The organism is Bradyrhizobium dasycarpum (assembly GCF_042019905.1).
Classification (GTDB): domain Bacteria; phylum Pseudomonadota; class Alphaproteobacteria; order Rhizobiales; family Xanthobacteraceae; genus Bradyrhizobium; species Bradyrhizobium japonicum_B.
The window spans coordinates 2,016,438-2,032,872 of record NZ_CP169574.1; the positions used below are offsets into that span (position 1 = coordinate 2,016,438).

Below are 16,435 nucleotides of genomic sequence, written 5' to 3' on the forward strand. Positions count from 1 at the left end.
CGGAGGATAACATGCCACAGATTGGAGAGTTCACCCGCACGAAGAACGGCTATACTGGGCGTCTCCACACCCTTTCACTCGACATAGAATTGGTGCTGGTTCCCGCCGAACATTCTGACGCCGAAAATGCGCCGGACTATCGCGCGCATCTCGGCGATGGCGACGGTCCTGAGATCGGCGCCGGTTGGAAGCGGACGGGCGAAAAGGCCGGCGACTACGTCTCCCTTCAGATCGACGACCCCACGCTCGGGCAGCCGATCCGTGCAAACCTGTTTCAGTCGGGTGAAGGAAAGTCCCTCTGGGGACTGCACTGGACCCGCCCGCTAAAGCGGACCGAGCGGGACTGACGACATGCGATTCCGTCGTATCTCGTCAACGCGGATCGCGGACACCGGGCGACATCCGAGCGCCCGGCGTCTCGCCGCCCTTCTCCTTTCCGGCCTCGTTCTTGCTGTCGCATGGCCTGCCATAAGCGAGGCACAGACCCCGCGGGTAACGCGCGCCGACGCAGGCACCCAGTTTGCTCGACATATCGACGAAGCCGCGCGACGCTTCCGCATTCCCGCTACCTGGATCTGCGCCGTCATGCGTGCCGAGAGCGCCCACGACGTCCGCGTCGTATCCTCGGCCGGCGCGATGGGCCTCATGCAAGTCATGCCCGAGACCTGGCTTGAGCTGCGCGCACGCTACGGTCTCGGCCGCGATCCCTTCGATGTTCGCGACAACATCCTCGCGGGTACGGCGTATCTGCGCGAAATGTACGACCGCTACGGCAACGTCACCGCAATGCTGGCGGCCTACAATGCGGGACCACAGCGCTACGATGACTATCTTGCGGGAAGGCGCGCTTTGCCGGCCGAAACCCGCGCCTATGTCGCCACGCTCGTGCCCCTTATCGGCGCCGAACCACTGGCGTTCACATCCACCTTGGCGCGCCCTGATCCGCTCGCGTGGATGAACGCTCCCTTGTTTGTCGCTCGATCCGACGGCTTGCAGACGCCAACCTCAGTGCACGGCGAACGTCAGCGCGATGACGTTCTGAGTGCACGACAAGCGCAAGACGGGGAGACGTTGTCCGAACGCTCACCAAGCCTCTTTGTCACGCATAACGGAAGCGAGAGGCCGCAATGACAATTCGTGTCACCATTCGCGGCATCGCGTATCCCGGCGTGCAGTGGAGCGCGTTGAGGCGGGAGCGCACAACCACAGCCGCACGATGGCAGGATAAAGGGGCGCGATGTGCGCGCCATGACGGTTGTGCTTTTTCAATGGCTTACATACCGAAACCGCGAGGTGCGCCTCACCGGCGCAGCCTGCGGCTTCGGCACTTTCTCAACGAAATCCTCGCCTTGACGCGATGTGCGGGGCCTTGGCTATGAGCGCCGAGGACGATTTCCGCATCCGGCCAGGCCGCATTCGCTCAACCCGCGCCCAGCGCGCGCGGCCTTTCATCGCCCAGGCGCTCGCCGCCGCGCAGCGCGCTGGCGGAGCCGTCTCCCGCACGGGGACGATCGGGCCAGGGCATCGCTCGCGCTTCGGCCGAGGTCGGCGCGCATCCGTCCAGGCCAACCGCCTCATCACGTCGCGCTCGCGCGGCGCCGTGGTGAAGGCGCGCGTCGTCCGCCAGAATGCGCGCAGCGCCCCACTTGCCACCCACCTCAGCTATCTGCGCCGCGAGGGCGTGACCCGGGATGGGGAGAAGGCCCGGCTGTTCGGTCCCGGCGCGGACGAGGCCGATCCGAAAGCGTTCGCGGAGCGGTGCGCTGACGACCGCCATCACTTCCGCTTCATCGTGTCACCGGAGGACGCCTTGGAGATGTCCGACCTGAGGAGCTTCACGCGCGACCTCGTCGGCCAGATGGAGAAGGATCTCGGCACGAAGCTCGATTGGGTCGCCGTCGATCATTGGAATACGGAGCACCCGCACGTTCACCTGATTGTGCGCGGCGTTCGCGACGACGGCGAGAACCTCGTCATCTCGCGCGATTACATCAGGGAGGGAATGCGCGACCGTGTGCGTGACCTGATTACGCAGGAGCTCGGACCCCGCACCGACCAAGACATCCGCCGCGCGCTGGAACGACAGATCGGGGCCGAGCGTTGGACCAACCTCGACCGGCAGCTCGCGCGCGACGGCTACCGAACGGGCGTAATCGATCTCGCACCAAGAGCCGACCGTCAGCCCGACGAATTCCATGCATTGAAAGTCGGACGGCTTCGCAAACTTGAGGCGCTCGGCCTCGCTGACCAGCTCGGGCCTGGCCAATGGGTCATGTCCGAGTCAGCCGAGGCGCGCTTGCGCGAACTTGGCCAGCGCGGCGACATCATCAAGCGGATTCACCGCGGCCTCACGGAGCGCGGCATCGACCGGGGCACGGCAAGCTATGTCCTCGCGGGCGAAAGCCTGGACGATCCGATCATCGGCCGGCTGGTCGCGCGTGGCCTAAACGACGAGCTCAAGGGGACGGCCTACGCTGTCATTGATGGCGTCGACGGGCGGACGCACCACATCACGCTGGCGGACCTTGAAGCCGCCGCCGATTCTGCGCCCGGTTCGATCGTCGAGCTGCGCAAGTTCGATGACGCGCAGGGGCGACGGCGCGCGGCGCTCGCCGTGCGGTCCGACCTTCCGATCGACCAGCAGGTCACCGCGAATGGCGCTACCTGGCTTGACCGTCAGGCCATCGCCCGCGAGCCCATTCCGCTCGCCGGCGGCGGATTTGGCGCCGAGGTCCGCGAAGCTCTCGACCGGCGCGCCGAACATCTTATCGGCCAAAGGCTGGCACAGCGGCAGAGCCGCAGCGTCAGCTTCAACCGCAACCTGATCGACACGCTTCGTCGTCGCGAGCTGGCCGCCCTGACCGACCGCCTGACGGCCGAGACCGGTCAGCCCGCCACGAAGACATCAGCCGGCGAGTATGTCGCCGGCACGTACCGGCGCCGCCTCGATCTCGCATCCGGCCGTTTCGCGATGCTCGATGACGGTCTCGGCTTTCAGCTCGTGCCTTGGTCGCCGTCCCTTGAACGGTACCTTGGCCGCCATGTCTCCGGCATCGCGCGCGGAGACGGAGGAGTCGACTGGAGCTTCGGCCGAAAGCGCGGGATCGGCCTGTGATGGTCCGGCGGGAGAAGGGAACCGCGTAATGTCAGCAACCAAGATCCTCTGGGGTCAGATCGTCGTTGTCTCGCTGATCGTGCTTACGACCACCTGGACTGCAACGCAATGGACGGCGTGGCAGTTGGGCTTCCAGGCGCAGCTCGGCGAACCGTGGTTCGAGCTTCTCGGCTGGCCCATGTACTATCCGCCGTCGTTCTTCGTCTGGTGGTACTTCTACGACGCCTACGCGCCTGCGATCTTCGTGCAAGGCGCTTTCATCGCCGCATCAGGCGGCTTCATGGCGATCGCCGTCGCGATCAGCATGTCGGTATGGCGCGCACGCGAAGCGAAGAACGTCGATACCTATGGCTCAGCACGGTGGGCGCGGCCCGATGAGGTAAAGTCGGCCGGCCTTGTCGGGGCCGATGGCGTCGTGCTCGGCAAGATGGGCCGCGACTACCTTCGACACGACGGACCAGAGCATGTTCTCTGTTTCGCGCCCACGAGGAGCGGCAAGGGCGTCGGCCTCGTTATCCCTTCTCTTCTCACCTGGCCGGGCAGCGCTATCGTCCATGACATCAAGGGTGAGAACTGGCAGCTCACCTCCGGTTTCCGCGCCCGCCATGGACGCGTCCTCCTATTCGATCCGACGAATGCAGCCTCATCCGCTTACAACCCGCTGCTCGAAGTGCGAAAAGGCGAGTGGGAGGTCCGGGACGTCCAGAACATCGCCGACATCCTGGTCGATCCGGAAGGCTCGCTGGAGAAAAGAAACCACTGGGAGAAGACCTCCCATGCGCTTCTGGTCGGCGCCATCCTCCACGTCCTCTACGCCGAGGAGGACAAGACGCTCGCCGGCGTGGCCTCGTTCCTCTCCGATCCGCGCCGGCCGATCGAGTCCACTCTCGCCGCGATGATGAAGACGGCGCATCACGGCGAAGCCGGACCGCATCCGGTCATCGCGAGCGCGGCGCGCGAGCTGCTCAACAAATCCGACAATGAGCGATCGGGCGTCTTGTCGACCGCGATGTCGTTCCTCGGCCTTTACCGCGATCCGGTCGTCGCCGAGGTCACGCGCCGTTGCGACTGGCGGATCACCGACATCGTCGGACGATCTCGGCCGACGACGCTGTATCTGGTGGTGCCGCCCTCCGACATCGCGCGCACAAAGCCCTTGATCCGGCTGATCCTCAACCAAATCGGTCGCCGCCTCACGGAGGATCTCCACACAAAGACGCGACGGCACAGGCTCCTCCTCATGCTCGATGAGTTCCCAGCGCTCGGCCGCCTCGATTTCTTCGAGAGCGCGTTGGCGTTTATGGCGGGCTACGGCCTGAAGAGCTTCTTGATCGCGCAGTCGTTGAACCAAATTGAGAAGGCATACGGACCGAATAACTCGATCCTCGACAATTGCCACGTCCGCGTGAGCTTCGCGACCAACGACGAAAGGACGGCGAAGAGAGTCAGTGATGCGCTCGGCACTGCGACCGAGATGCGCGCGATGCGGAACTATGCCGGCCATCGTCTGAGCCCCTGGCTGGGCCATCTTATGGTTTCACGATCGGAGACCGCGCGTCCCCTCCTCACACCCGGCGAAGTCATGCAGCTCCCTCCCACCGATGAGATCGTCATGGTCGCGGGCACGCCTCCTGTTCGCGCCAAGAAGGCACGCTACTTCGAGGATGCACGTTTCAAGGAACGTATCCTGCCGCCGCCAGCGTTGGCACGCCCGGATCAGGCGCGACCGAGTGACTGGAGCACCATGCCCGTGCCGCCGCGCGCGGTCCTCGACGCAACATTGCGACCGAATGGCGAAAGTAACGACGAGGACCCGACCGGCTCCGAGAAACGGCGACAACCCGAACTGAATCGAACCGCGCCCGTCGAAAGGAAAACCCCTGTTGGAGAACGAGTTCGAGATCGATCCGGCCGACGACGAGCAGGACGACACCACACAGATACGCCGCATGAACCGCCTGATGCAGGGCATTGCTCGGCAGGTATCCCTCGATCCCAAAGATGGCATGGAGCTCTAGGTGCGCCATGCCGAATCCAACCAAGAAGCAGCGCCTCTCTGTTTACCTTGAACCACCCGTGACGAAAGCGCTCGCTGAATACGCGGCGCGCCGCGCCCAATCACGTTCACTCGTCGCTGAGGCGGCGATCGCCTCCTTCCTGTCACCGGACGCAGCCGAACGACAGGAAGCCGCTACTACAAAGAGGCTCGACCAGCTCGACAGGCGCATGACACGCCTTGAACGTGATGTCGGCATCGCAGTCGAGACGCTCGCGGTTTTCGTCCGGCACTGGCTGGCGACGAATCCGCCGCTTCCCGAGCCCGCTCAGGCTGCGGCGCGGGCGCAGGCCGGCGAACGATACGATGCCTTCGTCGCGGCGCTTGGACGCCGACTCGCCAAGGGTCCCAAACTACGACAAGAAATTTCTGAGGACGTTCCGGGAGACACAAGCTTCGATTAGGGGCGACACCCCCGCTCACAAGTCGTTGTAGACTTCGCCGTCTTCCTGTCTTTGCACGCTAGACTACGACGACGGCATCGCGGTTGTTGCGCCGCGCACTTTTCTGCCTCTTCTACTTGTCCCCGATCCAGGGCCGCTCGCGAGCGGTCCCGCACAGGACGGGGACGACATGGCGGTTGCATTCCAACAATCCGAGGCGATCCTTCGCGGCACGCGCATGCTGCGCACGGCGCTCGGCCCGGCCATTGCCGGCTTCTTGAAGACCCGTCGATCGTCGAGGTGATGCTCAACCCCGATGGGCGGCTCTGGATCGACCGCCTGTCCGAGGGCCTCTTCGATACAGGCGAGCGACTTCCGCCACCAGACGGCGAACGCATCATCCGACTGGTCGCTCATCATGTCGGCGCTGAGGTCCATGCCGGCAGCCCGCGTGTCTCCGCCGAGCTGCCCGGAACGGGAGAGCGCTTCGAGGGGCTATTGCCTCCAGTGGTGGCGGCGCCGACCTTCGCGATCCGCAAGCCGGCCGTCGCCGTGTTCACGCTGCAGGATTACGTCGCCGCCGCGATCATGTCCGCCGACCAGGCGGAGGCACTCCGTAGGGCCGTCGCCGATCGCCGCAACATCCTGGTCACGGGCGGGACGAGCACCGGCAAGACTACTTTGACGAACGCGCTTCTCGCGGAAATCTCAAAGTCAGCCGACCGCGTCGTTCTTATCGAGGATACACGCGAGCTTCAGTGTGCCGCGCCAAACCTCGTGGCGATGCGGACGAAGGACGGCGTCGCCACCCTGTCCGACCTGGTGCGCTCTTCGTTGCGTCTGCGCCCCGACCGCATCCCAATCGGCGAGGTCCGTGGCGCCGAGGCGTTGGATCTCCTCAAGGCTTGGGGCACCGGCCATCCCGGCGGCGTCGGCACGATCCACGCCGGAACCGCAGTCGGCGCGCTGCGCCGACTGGAGCAGCTCATCCAGGAAGCCGTCATCACCGTCCCGCGCGCGCTGATCGCCGAGACCATCGACCTCGTCGCGGTGCTGAGCGGACGCGGCGCGGCGCGCCGCCTCGCAGAACTCGCCCGCGTCGAGGGTCTCACGCACGACGGCGACTACTGCATCACCCCCGCAATCTCGGAAACCGCAGGAGACCTGGCATGACCACCCACCTGGAAACCACCTTGAAGCGACGTCTGTTCGCCGGCTCCGCGCTCGACCAGATCGGCCGCGTCGCCGTCACGGCGGCCGCGCTTTTCTACGCCGCGCCCGCCTATGCGAGCGGCTCCTCCATGCCCTGGGAGCAACCGCTCCAGCAAATCCTCCAGTCGATCGAAGGGCCGGTGGCAAAGATCATCGCCGTGATCATCATTATCGTCACGGGCCTCACCCTGGCGTTCGGGGACACGAGCGGCGGCTTCAGGAGGTTGATCCAGATCGTCTTCGGTCTGTCGATCGCGTTCGCGGCGAGCTCCTTCTTCCTCAGCTTCTTCAGCTTCGGCGGCGGGGCCGTGGTGTGATGGCTGGCATCCTCGACACCGCCGACATCCCCGGCTTCTCCGTCCCTGTTCACCGCGCGCTGACGGAACACATCCTTCTCGGCGGCGCGCCGCGGTCGATCGCGATCCTCAACGGCACGCTCGCGGCGGCTCTCGGCCTTGGCCTGCGGCTCTGGCTGGTCGGTCTCGGACTCTGGGCGGCCGGCCATTTCGCGTCCGTCTGGGCGGCCAAGCGGGACCCGATGTTCGTCGAAGTCATACGCCGGCATCTGCGCATTCCCGGCTTCTTGGGCGTGTGAGGTCGCAGATGATGAACCTCGCCGAATACCGCCGGACTGCCGCGCGCCTCGCCGATTTCCTGCCCTGGGCGGCCCTCGTCGGAGAGGGCGTCGTCCTCAACAAGGACGGTAGCCTCCAGCGTACGGCTCGCTTCCGCGGTCCTGATCTCGACTCCGCCGTACCGGCCGAACTCGTCGCCGTCGCTGGCAGGCTCAACAATGCCTTCCGCCGCCTCGGCTCGGGCTGGGCGATCTTCGTGGAAGCGCAGCGACATGGTGTCGGCGCCTATCCTGCAAGCCGGTTTCCCGATCCCGCGTCCGCTCTCGTCGATGCCGAGCGCAAGGCGGATTTCGAGGAAGAAACAGCGCATTTCGAGTCCAGCTATTTCCTCACCTTCACGTACCTGGCGCCGCCGGAGGACGCGGCACGAGCTGAGAACTGGCTCTATGAGGGCAAGGCGGACCGGAGCGTCGACCCGCACGAAATCCTTCGCACCTTCGTCGATCGCTCCGATCGCGTGCTCCAGCTCATCGAGACGTTCATGCCGGAGTGCTTTTGGCTCGATGATGCGGAGACGCTGACTTACCTCCACTCCTGCATCTCAACCAAGCGGCATCGCGTGCGCGTCCCCGAGACGCCAATGCACCTCGATGCTCTTCTCGCCGACCAGCCGCTCACCGGTGGCCTCGAGCCCCGGCTCGGCAATGAACACCTGCGCGTCCTGACGATCGTCGGCTTCCCGAGCGCAACTACGCCTGGCCTGCTCGACGACCTCAATCGCCTCGCCTTCAGCTACCGATGGAGCACGCGCGCGATCCTGCTCGACAAGACCGACGCGACCAAGCTCCTCACGAGAATACGCCGACAGTGGTTTGCCAAGCGCAAGTCGATCGCCGCCATCTTGAAGGAGGTGATGACGAACGAGGCTTCCACGCTCCTCGATACCGATGCGGCAAACAAGGCGGCGGACGCCGATCTCGCGCTTCAGGAACTTGGCGCCGACTATGCCGGCGAGGCCTACGTCACCGCGACGGTAACGGTTTGGGACGCTGACGCTCGCATCGCTGCCGAGAAGCTTCGCCTGATCGAGAAAGTCGTGCAAGGGCGCGACTTCACGGCGATGGCGGAGACCATCAACGCGGTCGACGCCTGGCTGGGATCGTTGCCCGGCCATGTCTACGGCAATGTCCGACAGCCGCCGATCTCGACTCTCAACTTGGCGCATATGATCCCGCTGTCGGCCGTGTGGGCCGGCCCCAAGCACGATGATCACTTCGGCGCGCCTCCCTTGCTGTTCGGCAAGACCGAGGGTTCGACACCATTCCGCCTCTCCCTCCATGTCGGCGACGTCGGACACACGCTTGTCGTCGGACCGACCGGCGCCGGGAAGTCGGTGCTGCTGGCGCTCATGGCGCTCCAGTTTCGTCGCTATCAGGACTCGCAGGTCTTTGCCTTCGACTTCGGCGGCAGCATCCGCGCCGCCGCGCTGGCCATGGGCGGCGATTGGCATGATCTGGGCGGAGGGCTGACAGACGGATCGGCCGGTAGCGTCTCGCTGCAACCGCTCGCCGGCATCCACCATGTTCCGGAGCGCGCCTGGGCTGCCGACTGGATCGTCGCGATCCTCATGCGCGAAGGCGTCCCGATCACACCTGACGTCAAGGAGTATCTCTGGACGGCGCTGACCTCTCTCGCGAGCGCACCGGTGGTCGAGCGGACCATCACAGGTCTCGCGGTCCTCCTGCAAGCCAACGACCTCAAGCAGGCGCTGCGACCTTTCTGCGTTTGCGGCGCCTACGGCCGTCTGCTCGACGCCGAGCACGAGCATCTCGGCGCATCCTCGGTGCAAGCCTTCGAGACCGAAGGCTTGATCGGGACAGGCGCAGCAGCGGCCGTGCTCGCCTATCTCTTCCATCGCATCGAGGATCGCCTCGATGGCCGTCCGACCCTGCTCATCATCGACGAAGGTTGGCTCGCCCTCGACGACGACGGCTTCGCCGGCCAGCTTCGCGAGTGGCTAAAGACCCTCCGGAAGAAGAACGCTTCCGTCGTCTTCGCCACGCAGTCGCTTTCCGACATCGACAATTCGGCCATCGCACCGGCGATTATCGAGAGCTGCCACACGCGATTGCTGCTCCCGAACGAACGCGCGATCGAGCCGCAGATCACGTCGATCTATCGCCGCTTCGGCCTCAACGATCGCCAGATCGAGATCCTCGCTCGCGCGACGCCAAAGCGTGACTATTACTGTCAATCGCGAAGAGGAAATCGCCTTTTCGAACTCGACTTGTCCGACGTCGCGCTGGCGCTCTGCGCCGCATCTTCCAAGACCGATCAGGCCGCCATCGAACGCGTGACGGCCGAACATGGACGCGATGGCTTTCTGCCGGCGTGGCTGCGCCTTCGCGGCCTCGATTGGGCGGCCGACCTCATTCCCGAACTTACCAACGTGGAGACAACGTCATGATCATACGTCGCTCGCGCGCGGCGCTCCTTGCCGCGACCATCCTCTCGTTTCCGATCACGATTTCGCCCCTCATGACTACCCCGGCTTCGGCGCAGTGGATCGTCTACGACCCGACAAACTACGTACAGAACGTGCTGCAGGCGGCGCGCGCCCTACAGCAGATAAACAACCAGATCACCTCGCTTCAGAACGAAGCGCAAATGCTGATCAATCAGGCCAGAAACCTGGCCAGCCTGCCGTACTCGTCCCTGCAGCGCTTGCAACAGTCGATGCAGCGCACCCAGCAGCTTCTCGGGCAAGCGCAAAATATCGCCTTCGACGTTCAACAGATCGATCGAGCGTTTCAGACGACTTACGGCAATGCGTCGCTGTCCGCGTCCGACCAGCAGCTCATAGCCGATGCGCGGACACGGTGGCAGAACACTGTCGGCGGCTTGCAGGACGCCATGCGTGTTCAGGCCACCGTGGTCGGCAACCTCGAGACCAACCGTGCAGAAATGTCGGCGCTCGTCGGTCAGAGCCAAGGCGCCACCGGCGCGCTGCAAGCCGCCCAGGCCGGCAATCAGATTCTAGCCCTTCAAGCGCAACAGCTCACCGACCTGACCGCCGTCGTTGCCGCAGATGGCCGCGCGCGCGCGCTCGCCGATGCCGAGCGCGCAGCCGCAGCGGAGCAAGGTCGTGAGCAGCGTCGTCGTTTTCTCACTCCGGGCGCGGGCTACCAGCCCGGCAACGCCACCATGTTCCCGGACGGCAACTGAGGCGCTGTTATGGACGGAAGCATGCTCGCCCGTCTCGGCGCCATCGCCTTTGTCGCGATCGCGATCACCGCAACGGTCGTCGAGCTGACCCGGAAGGAGCAACCTCCGGCCTTGGCGCCTGCGAGGCAGGCGCCAAGGAGCGTAACGGACCCGCTGCAAGCAGAGCTGCTTCGATGCCAGAGCCTTGGCGAGTCGGGGCCGCGTAATCCGGCCTGCCTGCGTGCCTGGGCGGAGAGCCGGCGGCGCTTTCTGACGCCGAGCGCTCCGGGTTCGCAAGGCGGTTCTGGTTCCACCCTGCCGAACGGAGAGGCACCCGGCGAGGCCGGCGCGCCGAACGGCGAGTAGCATCATGGGCGGCACGGGCGTCATTGACCATTTTCTCGAGGTCTTCACCCGCTATATCGACAGCGGGTTCGGATTGCTTGGCGGCGAGGTTGCGTTCATCGCGACCACGCTGATCGTGATCGATGTGACGCTCGCCGCGCTGTTCTGGAGCTGGGGCGCCGACGACGACATTATTGCCAGATTGGTCAAGAAGACTCTGTTCGTCGGCGTCTTCGCCTACCTGATCAGCAACTGGAACAATCTTGCCCGCATCATCTTCGAGTCCTTCGCCGGCCTCGGGCTAAAGGCGACGGGGACCACCTTCTCGACAGCCGATCTGCTTCGTCCAGGCCGCGTCGCACAAACTGGACTCGATGCCGGTCGGCCGTTGATCGAGTCTATCTCCGGCCTCATGGGCTATTGGTCGTTCTTCGAGAACTTCATCCAGATCATCGTTCTGCTGATTGCTTGGGCGCTCGTGCTGCTCGCCTTCTTCATCTTGGCGGTGCAGCTCTTCGTGACGCTCATCGAATTCAAACTGACCACCTTGGCCGGCTTCATCCTCATCCCCTTCGGCCTGTTCGGACACAGCGCCTTCATGGCCGAGCGCGTGCTCGGAAACGTCATCTCCTCCGGCATCAAGGTGTTGGTGCTTGCCGTCATCATCGGCATCGGCTCGACCCTGTTCGCGGAGTTCACCGCCGGCTTCGGCGGTGCAAGTCCAACCATCGATCAGGCGATGGCGATCGTTCTTGCCGCCCTGGCGCTGGTCGGTCTCGGAATCTTTGGACCTGGAATTGCCAACGGCATCGTGAGCGGTGGTCCCCAGCTCAGCGCCGGCGCGGCCGTCGGCACCGGCCTCGCGGCTGGCGGTGTGGCGATGGCTGCAGGCGCTGCTGGAGGACTGGCACTGCGCGGAGGAGCGGCCGCCATTTCGGGGGACGGCGGCCGCGGCGCGGGGAGGAGCGGCCGTCGCAGGAGGCGCGGCAACGAGCTACAGCCTCGGTGCTGCAGGGCAATCCGGCGTGGCCGGCGTCGCTTCCGGTCTTGGCGGCGTTGCGCGCGCTGCCGGGGGCGCGGCCGCTTCTCCACTTCGCCGCGCGGCGGCGCGTGCCGCCGAAAGCATGCGGACCAGCTACTCTCAGGGCGCCCGGTCGGCGTTCGAAACAACAGGCGGCGCGTCAACCATGGGAACCGCCGGCGGCGGCCCGGCCGATGCATCGGCACCAGCCCCGGCGTCTGACCGGCCGCCAGCATGGGCGCGCCGAATGAAGCGATCCCAACAGCTCAGCCACGGCGTCATGGCCGCTGCCCACGCAATCCGCAGCGGCGACAGCCACAGCGGCGGCGCCTCCATCAACCTCTCTGAAAGAGACCGATAATGTTCAAGCGACTGACCACGCATTATGGGAGAACACCCGAGCCCGAAACGCCATATCAGCGCGCCGCGCAAGTTTGGGACGAGCGCATCGGCTCCGCCCGTGTGCAGGCGAAGAACTGGCGGCTGATGGCGTTCGGCTCCCTCTTCCTTTCTGCCGGATCTCGCAGTCGCACTTGTCTGGCAATCCGCGCGTGGCACCGTCGTTCCCTGGGTCGTCCAAGTTGACAACGTGGGCCAGGCGCAAGCGGTCGCACCCGCGGTCGCGGACTATCGTCCGACCGATCCCCAAATCGCCTTCCACCTCGCCCGCTTCATCGAGCAGGTTCGTTCGATCCCGGCCGATCCGATCATCGTCCGTCAGAACTGGCTCAGAGCGTATGAGTTCACCACCGATCGCGGCGCCAGCGCTCTGAATGACTACGCCCGCGCCAACGATCCGTTCACACGCGTCGGACGCCAGCAGATCGCGGTCGAGGTGTCCAGCGTGATCCGCGCGTCACCCGACAGCTTTCGCGTGGCTTGGGTGGAGCGGCGCTACGAGAACGGCCAGCTCGCGACGACTGAACGCTGGACTGCAATCCTGACCATCGTCGTCCAGGCGCCGCGCGACGCCGAACGGCTCCGCGCCAATCCACTCGGCATCTACATCAATGCGATCAACTGGTCGCGGGAGATGGGGCAATGAACCGAGACAAGGCCCGCGCCGCAAATGCGGCATTCCGCAAATCCGGGCTCGCCGCGACGCTCCTGTTGACCACGCTGCTAGCGGCATGCGCAACGAAGCCGCCGCAGATCAGCTACGACTCCGATGTGCCGCCACTTCCCGCGGTCCCAGCCGCGATCACCGACGAGCGACCACGACCGCTGCACGTTCCGCCGACGTGGACCCCCAGCCGCGGTGGGGCAGCGGCGAACTCGCCGACGGCCCGTGTCGAGAACGCTAACGTCGCCGCCCGCGTCGAGCCGCGTCGCGAAGGCTACTTCAACGCGATCCAGATCTACCCCTGGAGCGAAGGTGCGCTCTATCAGGTCTATGCGGCACCGGGGCAGATCACGAACATCGCGCTTGAGCCCGGCGAAAGCCTGACGGGAGCTGGGCCAATCGCCGCGGGCGACACCGCGCGATGGATTATCGGCGACACCGAAAGCGGATCAGGTGTCACGCGCCGCGTCCATGTGCTGGTGAAGCCGACACGCGCCGACATCACCACGAATCTCGTTATCACCACGGACCGTCGCATTTACATGATCGAGCTGCGCGCCGGTGCAGATCCCTACATGCCGGCCGTGGCCTGGGCGTACCCGCAGCCCCCTGCCACACAGCGCCAGGGCGTGTCGGCGGCGCCAATCATTCCGGCCGCCGCGGCGCGCAATTATCGTTATGGCCTCACAGGCGACAATCCGCCCTGGCGGCCGATTGCTGTCTACGACGATGGCCGGCGCGTATATGTCGAATTCCCGCGCGGAATCGTCCAGGGCGAGATGCCGCCACTCTTCGTCATCGGCTCCGAGGGCGAGTTGCAGATCGTCAACAGCCGCATTCACCAGAACATTCTGATCGTCGATCGCCTGTTCGGCGCTGCCGAGTTGCGCCTCGGCAGTGGCAACCGCCAGCAGACCGTCAGGATTGTGCGCAGCGACGGGAGGCCATCGTCATGACCGACAATGACAATCGCGGGCGTGCCCCCGAAACGGAGGACGGGTCTGCAGCCGAACCGATGCGGCTGCGCGGCGAGCCCCCGCGCGTCACCCGCCTATCGCGCAAGGCGCTGGCCGGCCTTGGCCTGGTCGCTTCAGCTTGGCCTCGGCGGCGCGCTGATCTATGCGCTCCAGACTCGCAACGCCGGAACGGGAAATGAAGAACTCTATTCGACGACCAACCGGCCGACGGCCGATGGTTTGGCGGGACTGCCGAGCGACTATACTGGCCCGCGTCTCGGGCCGCCGCTACCCGGAGACCTTGGCCGCCCGATCCTCGACGCCCAGAATCGCGGCCAGCCCGTCGTACCGCCAACGATCCGTCCGACTGTCGACCCCGACGAGCAGCGCCGTCTTGCCGAAGAAGAGGCAGCACGCACCAGCCGCGTCTTCTTCCAAACCGAAACGCGGACGATCGCTGGACCCGGACAATCGGGCGTGCCCGCAACAACCACGAACCTGACGAGTCTCGGTCTTCCCGGCCAGTTCAGCGCGCCGACCGCCCAGGACCGACAAGTCGCGTTCCTCAATGCCGCCGCCGATCGGCGCACCGTCGCGCCTGACCGCGTTCTTGCACCGGCCTCGCCTTACGTGCTTCAGGCCGGCTCCGTGATTTCGGCCGCGCTAATCACCGGCATCCGCTCCGATCTACCGGGACAGATCACGGCGCAGGTCACCGAGCAAATCTACGATAGTCCGAGCGGGCGCATTCTGCTTGTGCCCCAAGGCACGCGGATCATCGGCCAGTACGACAATTCCGTGCAGTACGGCCAGCGTCGCGTACTGCTGGTCTGGAACCGCCTCATCTTTCCGAACGGGCGCTCCATCGTGCTCGAGCGTCAGCCGGGCGCGGATCCGCAAGGCTATGCCGGCCTCGAGGACGGCGTGGACTATCACTGGTGGGAGCTCGCCAAGGCCGCTGGTCTCTCAACGCTCCTGAGTGTTGGTGCTGAGCTGGCGATTGACGACGAGGACCGCCTATTACGCGCGATTCGTAACGGCGGCCAGGACACGATCAACGACGCGGGTCAGCAAATCATTCGCAGACAGCTCAATGTGCCGCCGACACTGACGATCCGGCCTGGCTTCCCGGTACGCGTCATCGTGACGCGCGACCTCGTTCTTGAGCCCTACGGAGGATGATCAGTGGCAAAGCTGAAGCTCGGCGCGCTGGAGGACGACAAGCCTGTCAAGGTATCGGTGGAGCTCCCCGCTGTCGTCCACAGGGAGCTGCTCGCCTATGCCGAAGTGCTCGCGCAGGAGACGGGAAGACCCGTGTCGGACCCTGTAAAGCTCATCCCTCCAATGATCGAAAGGTTCATGGCGACCGATCGGGGATTTGCGAAGACGCGCAAGGGGCGACAGAACGCGCGTGAAGCATCGAGACAAGACGGCGCGCCTCAAGCTTAGCGATCTCCGGGGCCACCGTCGCTGCAGGCCATTGCCGCCCCATCGTGCGCGCCAAGCTGAGAAGTCGGCGTAGCGCTGGATTGTCATTCCGTCGCAACCAAATCGCGGAGTAGCGCAAGATCTCACTACTCAGCGGAACAAAGGCGACGCCCGGAAAATGAGCAGCGGTTGCCGCCTCGCTCGTGAGCGTCAGCCCCTGCCCGAGTGCCACCAAGTGCATGAGATTATCGCGTCCAACTGCATGCCTCTCGACGTTTGGGGTATCGCCAAGCTCGGTAAGATGCCTCACAAGATAGTCATGAACCTCAGGACCAGGATCGTCTTCGCCGACGACAAAGCGTCGATCGCGTAGATCGTCCCACCGAACCTCATCCGCGGTTGCAATTTCATCGCTGCTGGGCACGGCCACGAATACACGCTCGCTCCATAAGTCCATGCTTTCGCATCCCTCGGCGCTTGGCGTTCCTGTCAGGAAAGCGATATCGAGCTGGAGCCTCTGGATTCCCGAGATGTGGGCCGCTCGCCCGCCCTCCACGACATCCGTACGGACACCGGGATTGCGCTTCGTATGAATGCGCAGCAGATCCGCTAGGAAGCCGCCTGCAAGGGATGAGAAAATCCCGATACGCACGACGCCAACTTCCCCTCGACCACAGCACCCTGCATCGTCAGTCGCAATCCTTATATGGGTCATCGCTCTGCGCGCCCGCGCGACGAATCGCTTTCCGGCATCTGTCAGACGAACCCCCGCACGATCACGATTGAACAGCGAAACACCGAGTTCGTCCTCCACATCACGTATCCTGCGGCTGACGGCCGACTGCTGGACACCCAACGCCCGCGCTGCGGCCCGAAAGCTGCCGCGCTCGGCAGCCTCGAGTACGTACCGGACATGGCGCAGTTCGACCGTCAATCTCTCACACTCCAACACGTCTCGCGACCAGACTGCAGGAGAAGGTGCTCCCCTCCACGACAACCACCGTAGCTTGAGGTAGCGATGATCGGCCGTCGTCGCTCGCGCAACCCGCCCGTGCCGCACGCATAGGAAAGCGACGC

12 protein-coding genes and 5 pseudogenes are annotated in these 16,435 nt (G+C 64.9%); 16 read left to right on the forward strand and 1 reads right to left on the reverse strand.

Features of this window, described 5'->3' with window-relative positions; genetic code table 11:
• Positions 1-11: 11 nt before the first annotated feature.
• The 16 genes and pseudogenes from ACETMP_RS10045 to ACETMP_RS10120 all read left to right on the forward strand — a co-directional run bounded on the left by ACETMP_RS10045 (position 12) and on the right by ACETMP_RS10120 (position 15,379).
• Positions 12-347: a DUF736 domain-containing protein gene (locus ACETMP_RS10045; RefSeq protein ID WP_375160809.1), complete on the forward strand. Its 336-nt coding sequence runs from the start codon at positions 12-14 to the stop codon at positions 345-347.
• A gap of 4 nt (positions 348-351) precedes the next feature.
• Complete coding sequence (locus ACETMP_RS10050; RefSeq protein WP_375160810.1) at positions 352-1,131, forward strand: lytic transglycosylase domain-containing protein; 780 nt, start codon at positions 352-354, stop codon at positions 1,129-1,131.
• Between the two features lie 244 nt (positions 1,132-1,375).
• Positions 1,376-3,115 (forward strand): relaxase/mobilization nuclease domain-containing protein, encoded by a 1,740-nt coding sequence (locus ACETMP_RS10055; protein ID WP_375160811.1) that lies wholly within the window; start codon positions 1,376-1,378, stop codon positions 3,113-3,115.
• A gap of 28 nt (positions 3,116-3,143) precedes the next feature.
• Positions 3,144-5,133, forward strand: a pseudogene (locus ACETMP_RS10060) (conjugal transfer protein TraG).
• A gap of 7 nt (positions 5,134-5,140) precedes the next feature.
• Positions 5,141-5,575 (forward strand): CopG family transcriptional regulator, encoded by a 435-nt coding sequence (locus ACETMP_RS10065; RefSeq protein ID WP_375160812.1) that lies wholly within the window; start codon positions 5,141-5,143, stop codon positions 5,573-5,575.
• 169 nt (positions 5,576-5,744) lie between these two features.
• A pseudogene (gene trbB / locus ACETMP_RS10070) lies at positions 5,745-6,727 on the forward strand (P-type conjugative transfer ATPase TrbB).
• Positions 6,724-7,083, forward strand: coding sequence for a TrbC/VirB2 family protein (locus ACETMP_RS10075; RefSeq protein WP_375160813.1), 360 nt, complete (start codon positions 6,724-6,726; stop codon positions 7,081-7,083). Before trbB ends, ACETMP_RS10075 begins: the two are co-directional and overlap by 4 nt.
• The gene (locus tag ACETMP_RS10080; protein WP_375160814.1) at positions 7,083-7,361 is read left to right on the forward strand and encodes a VirB3 family type IV secretion system protein; all 279 of its coding nucleotides are present in this window, start codon (positions 7,083-7,085) and stop codon (positions 7,359-7,361) included. The genes ACETMP_RS10075 and ACETMP_RS10080 overlap by 1 nt, the downstream gene beginning before the upstream one ends.
• An 8-nt stretch (positions 7,362-7,369) precedes the next feature.
• A complete protein-coding gene (gene trbE, locus ACETMP_RS10085; protein WP_375160815.1) occupies positions 7,370-9,808 on the forward strand; it encodes a conjugal transfer protein TrbE in 2,439 nt (812 codons plus the stop codon).
• On the forward strand, positions 9,805-10,566 hold the full coding sequence (gene trbJ / locus ACETMP_RS10090) for a P-type conjugative transfer protein TrbJ (RefSeq protein WP_375160816.1): 762 nt from the start codon (positions 9,805-9,807) through the stop codon (positions 10,564-10,566). The genes trbE and trbJ overlap by 4 nt, the downstream gene beginning before the upstream one ends.
• Positions 10,567-10,587: 21 nt before the next feature.
• Positions 10,588-10,911 carry a putative entry exclusion protein TrbK-alt gene (gene trbK-alt, locus ACETMP_RS10095; protein WP_375160817.1) on the forward strand — a complete coding sequence of 108 codons (324 nt, stop codon included), beginning with the start codon at positions 10,588-10,590 and terminating at the stop codon, positions 10,909-10,911.
• Between the two features lie 4 nt (positions 10,912-10,915).
• A pseudogene (gene trbL / locus ACETMP_RS10100) lies at positions 10,916-12,272 on the forward strand (P-type conjugative transfer protein TrbL).
• A pseudogene (trbF, locus tag ACETMP_RS10105) lies at positions 12,272-12,956 on the forward strand (conjugal transfer protein TrbF). Before trbL ends, trbF begins: the two co-directional pseudogenes overlap by 1 nt.
• Positions 12,953-13,930 carry a P-type conjugative transfer protein TrbG gene (gene trbG / locus ACETMP_RS10110; protein WP_375160818.1) on the forward strand — a complete coding sequence of 326 codons (978 nt, stop codon included), beginning with the start codon at positions 12,953-12,955 and terminating at the stop codon, positions 13,928-13,930. The pseudogene trbF and the gene trbG overlap by 4 nt, the downstream one beginning before the upstream one ends.
• A pseudogene (locus ACETMP_RS10115) lies at positions 13,927-15,112 on the forward strand (TrbI/VirB10 family protein). The gene trbG and the pseudogene ACETMP_RS10115 overlap by 4 nt, the downstream one beginning before the upstream one ends.
• 3 nt (positions 15,113-15,115) lie before the next feature.
• Entirely contained in the window at positions 15,116-15,379 is a 264-nt protein-coding gene (locus ACETMP_RS10120; RefSeq protein WP_375160819.1) for a DUF2274 domain-containing protein, read from the forward strand.
• On the opposite strand, the gene ACETMP_RS10125 is transcribed toward ACETMP_RS10120, so the two are convergent.
• Positions 15,288-16,292, reverse strand: a complete 1,005-nt coding sequence (locus tag ACETMP_RS10125; RefSeq protein WP_375160820.1) for a LysR family transcriptional regulator — start codon at positions 16,290-16,292, stop codon at positions 15,288-15,290. The two genes, ACETMP_RS10120 and ACETMP_RS10125, sit on opposite strands and share 92 nt — an antisense overlap.
• Positions 16,293-16,435: the final 143 nt, after the last annotated feature.

What these genes read in the sequence shown, in the direction of transcription:
- ACETMP_RS10075 (WP_375160813.1), top strand. Translation starts at nt 6,724, where the DNA reads ATGACCACCCACCTGGAAACCACCTTGAAGCGACGTCTGTTCGCCGGC.
- trbK-alt (WP_375160817.1), top strand. Translation starts at nt 10,588, where the DNA reads ATGCTCGCCCGTCTCGGCGCCATCGCCTTTGTCGCGATCGCGATCACC.
- ACETMP_RS10050 (WP_375160810.1), top strand. Translation starts at nt 352, where the DNA reads ATGCGATTCCGTCGTATCTCGTCAACGCGGATCGCGGACACCGGGCGA.
- ACETMP_RS10065 (WP_375160812.1), top strand. Translation starts at nt 5,141, where the DNA reads ATGCCGAATCCAACCAAGAAGCAGCGCCTCTCTGTTTACCTTGAACCA.
- ACETMP_RS10080 (WP_375160814.1), top strand. Translation starts at nt 7,083, where the DNA reads ATGGCTGGCATCCTCGACACCGCCGACATCCCCGGCTTCTCCGTCCCT.
- trbG (WP_375160818.1), top strand. Translation starts at nt 12,953, where the DNA reads ATGAACCGAGACAAGGCCCGCGCCGCAAATGCGGCATTCCGCAAATCC.
- ACETMP_RS10055 (WP_375160811.1), top strand. Translation starts at nt 1,376, where the DNA reads ATGAGCGCCGAGGACGATTTCCGCATCCGGCCAGGCCGCATTCGCTCA.
- ACETMP_RS10045 (WP_375160809.1), top strand. Translation starts at nt 12, where the DNA reads ATGCCACAGATTGGAGAGTTCACCCGCACGAAGAACGGCTATACTGGG.
- trbJ (WP_375160816.1), top strand. Translation starts at nt 9,805, where the DNA reads ATGATCATACGTCGCTCGCGCGCGGCGCTCCTTGCCGCGACCATCCTC.
- trbE (WP_375160815.1), top strand. Translation starts at nt 7,370, where the DNA reads ATGATGAACCTCGCCGAATACCGCCGGACTGCCGCGCGCCTCGCCGAT.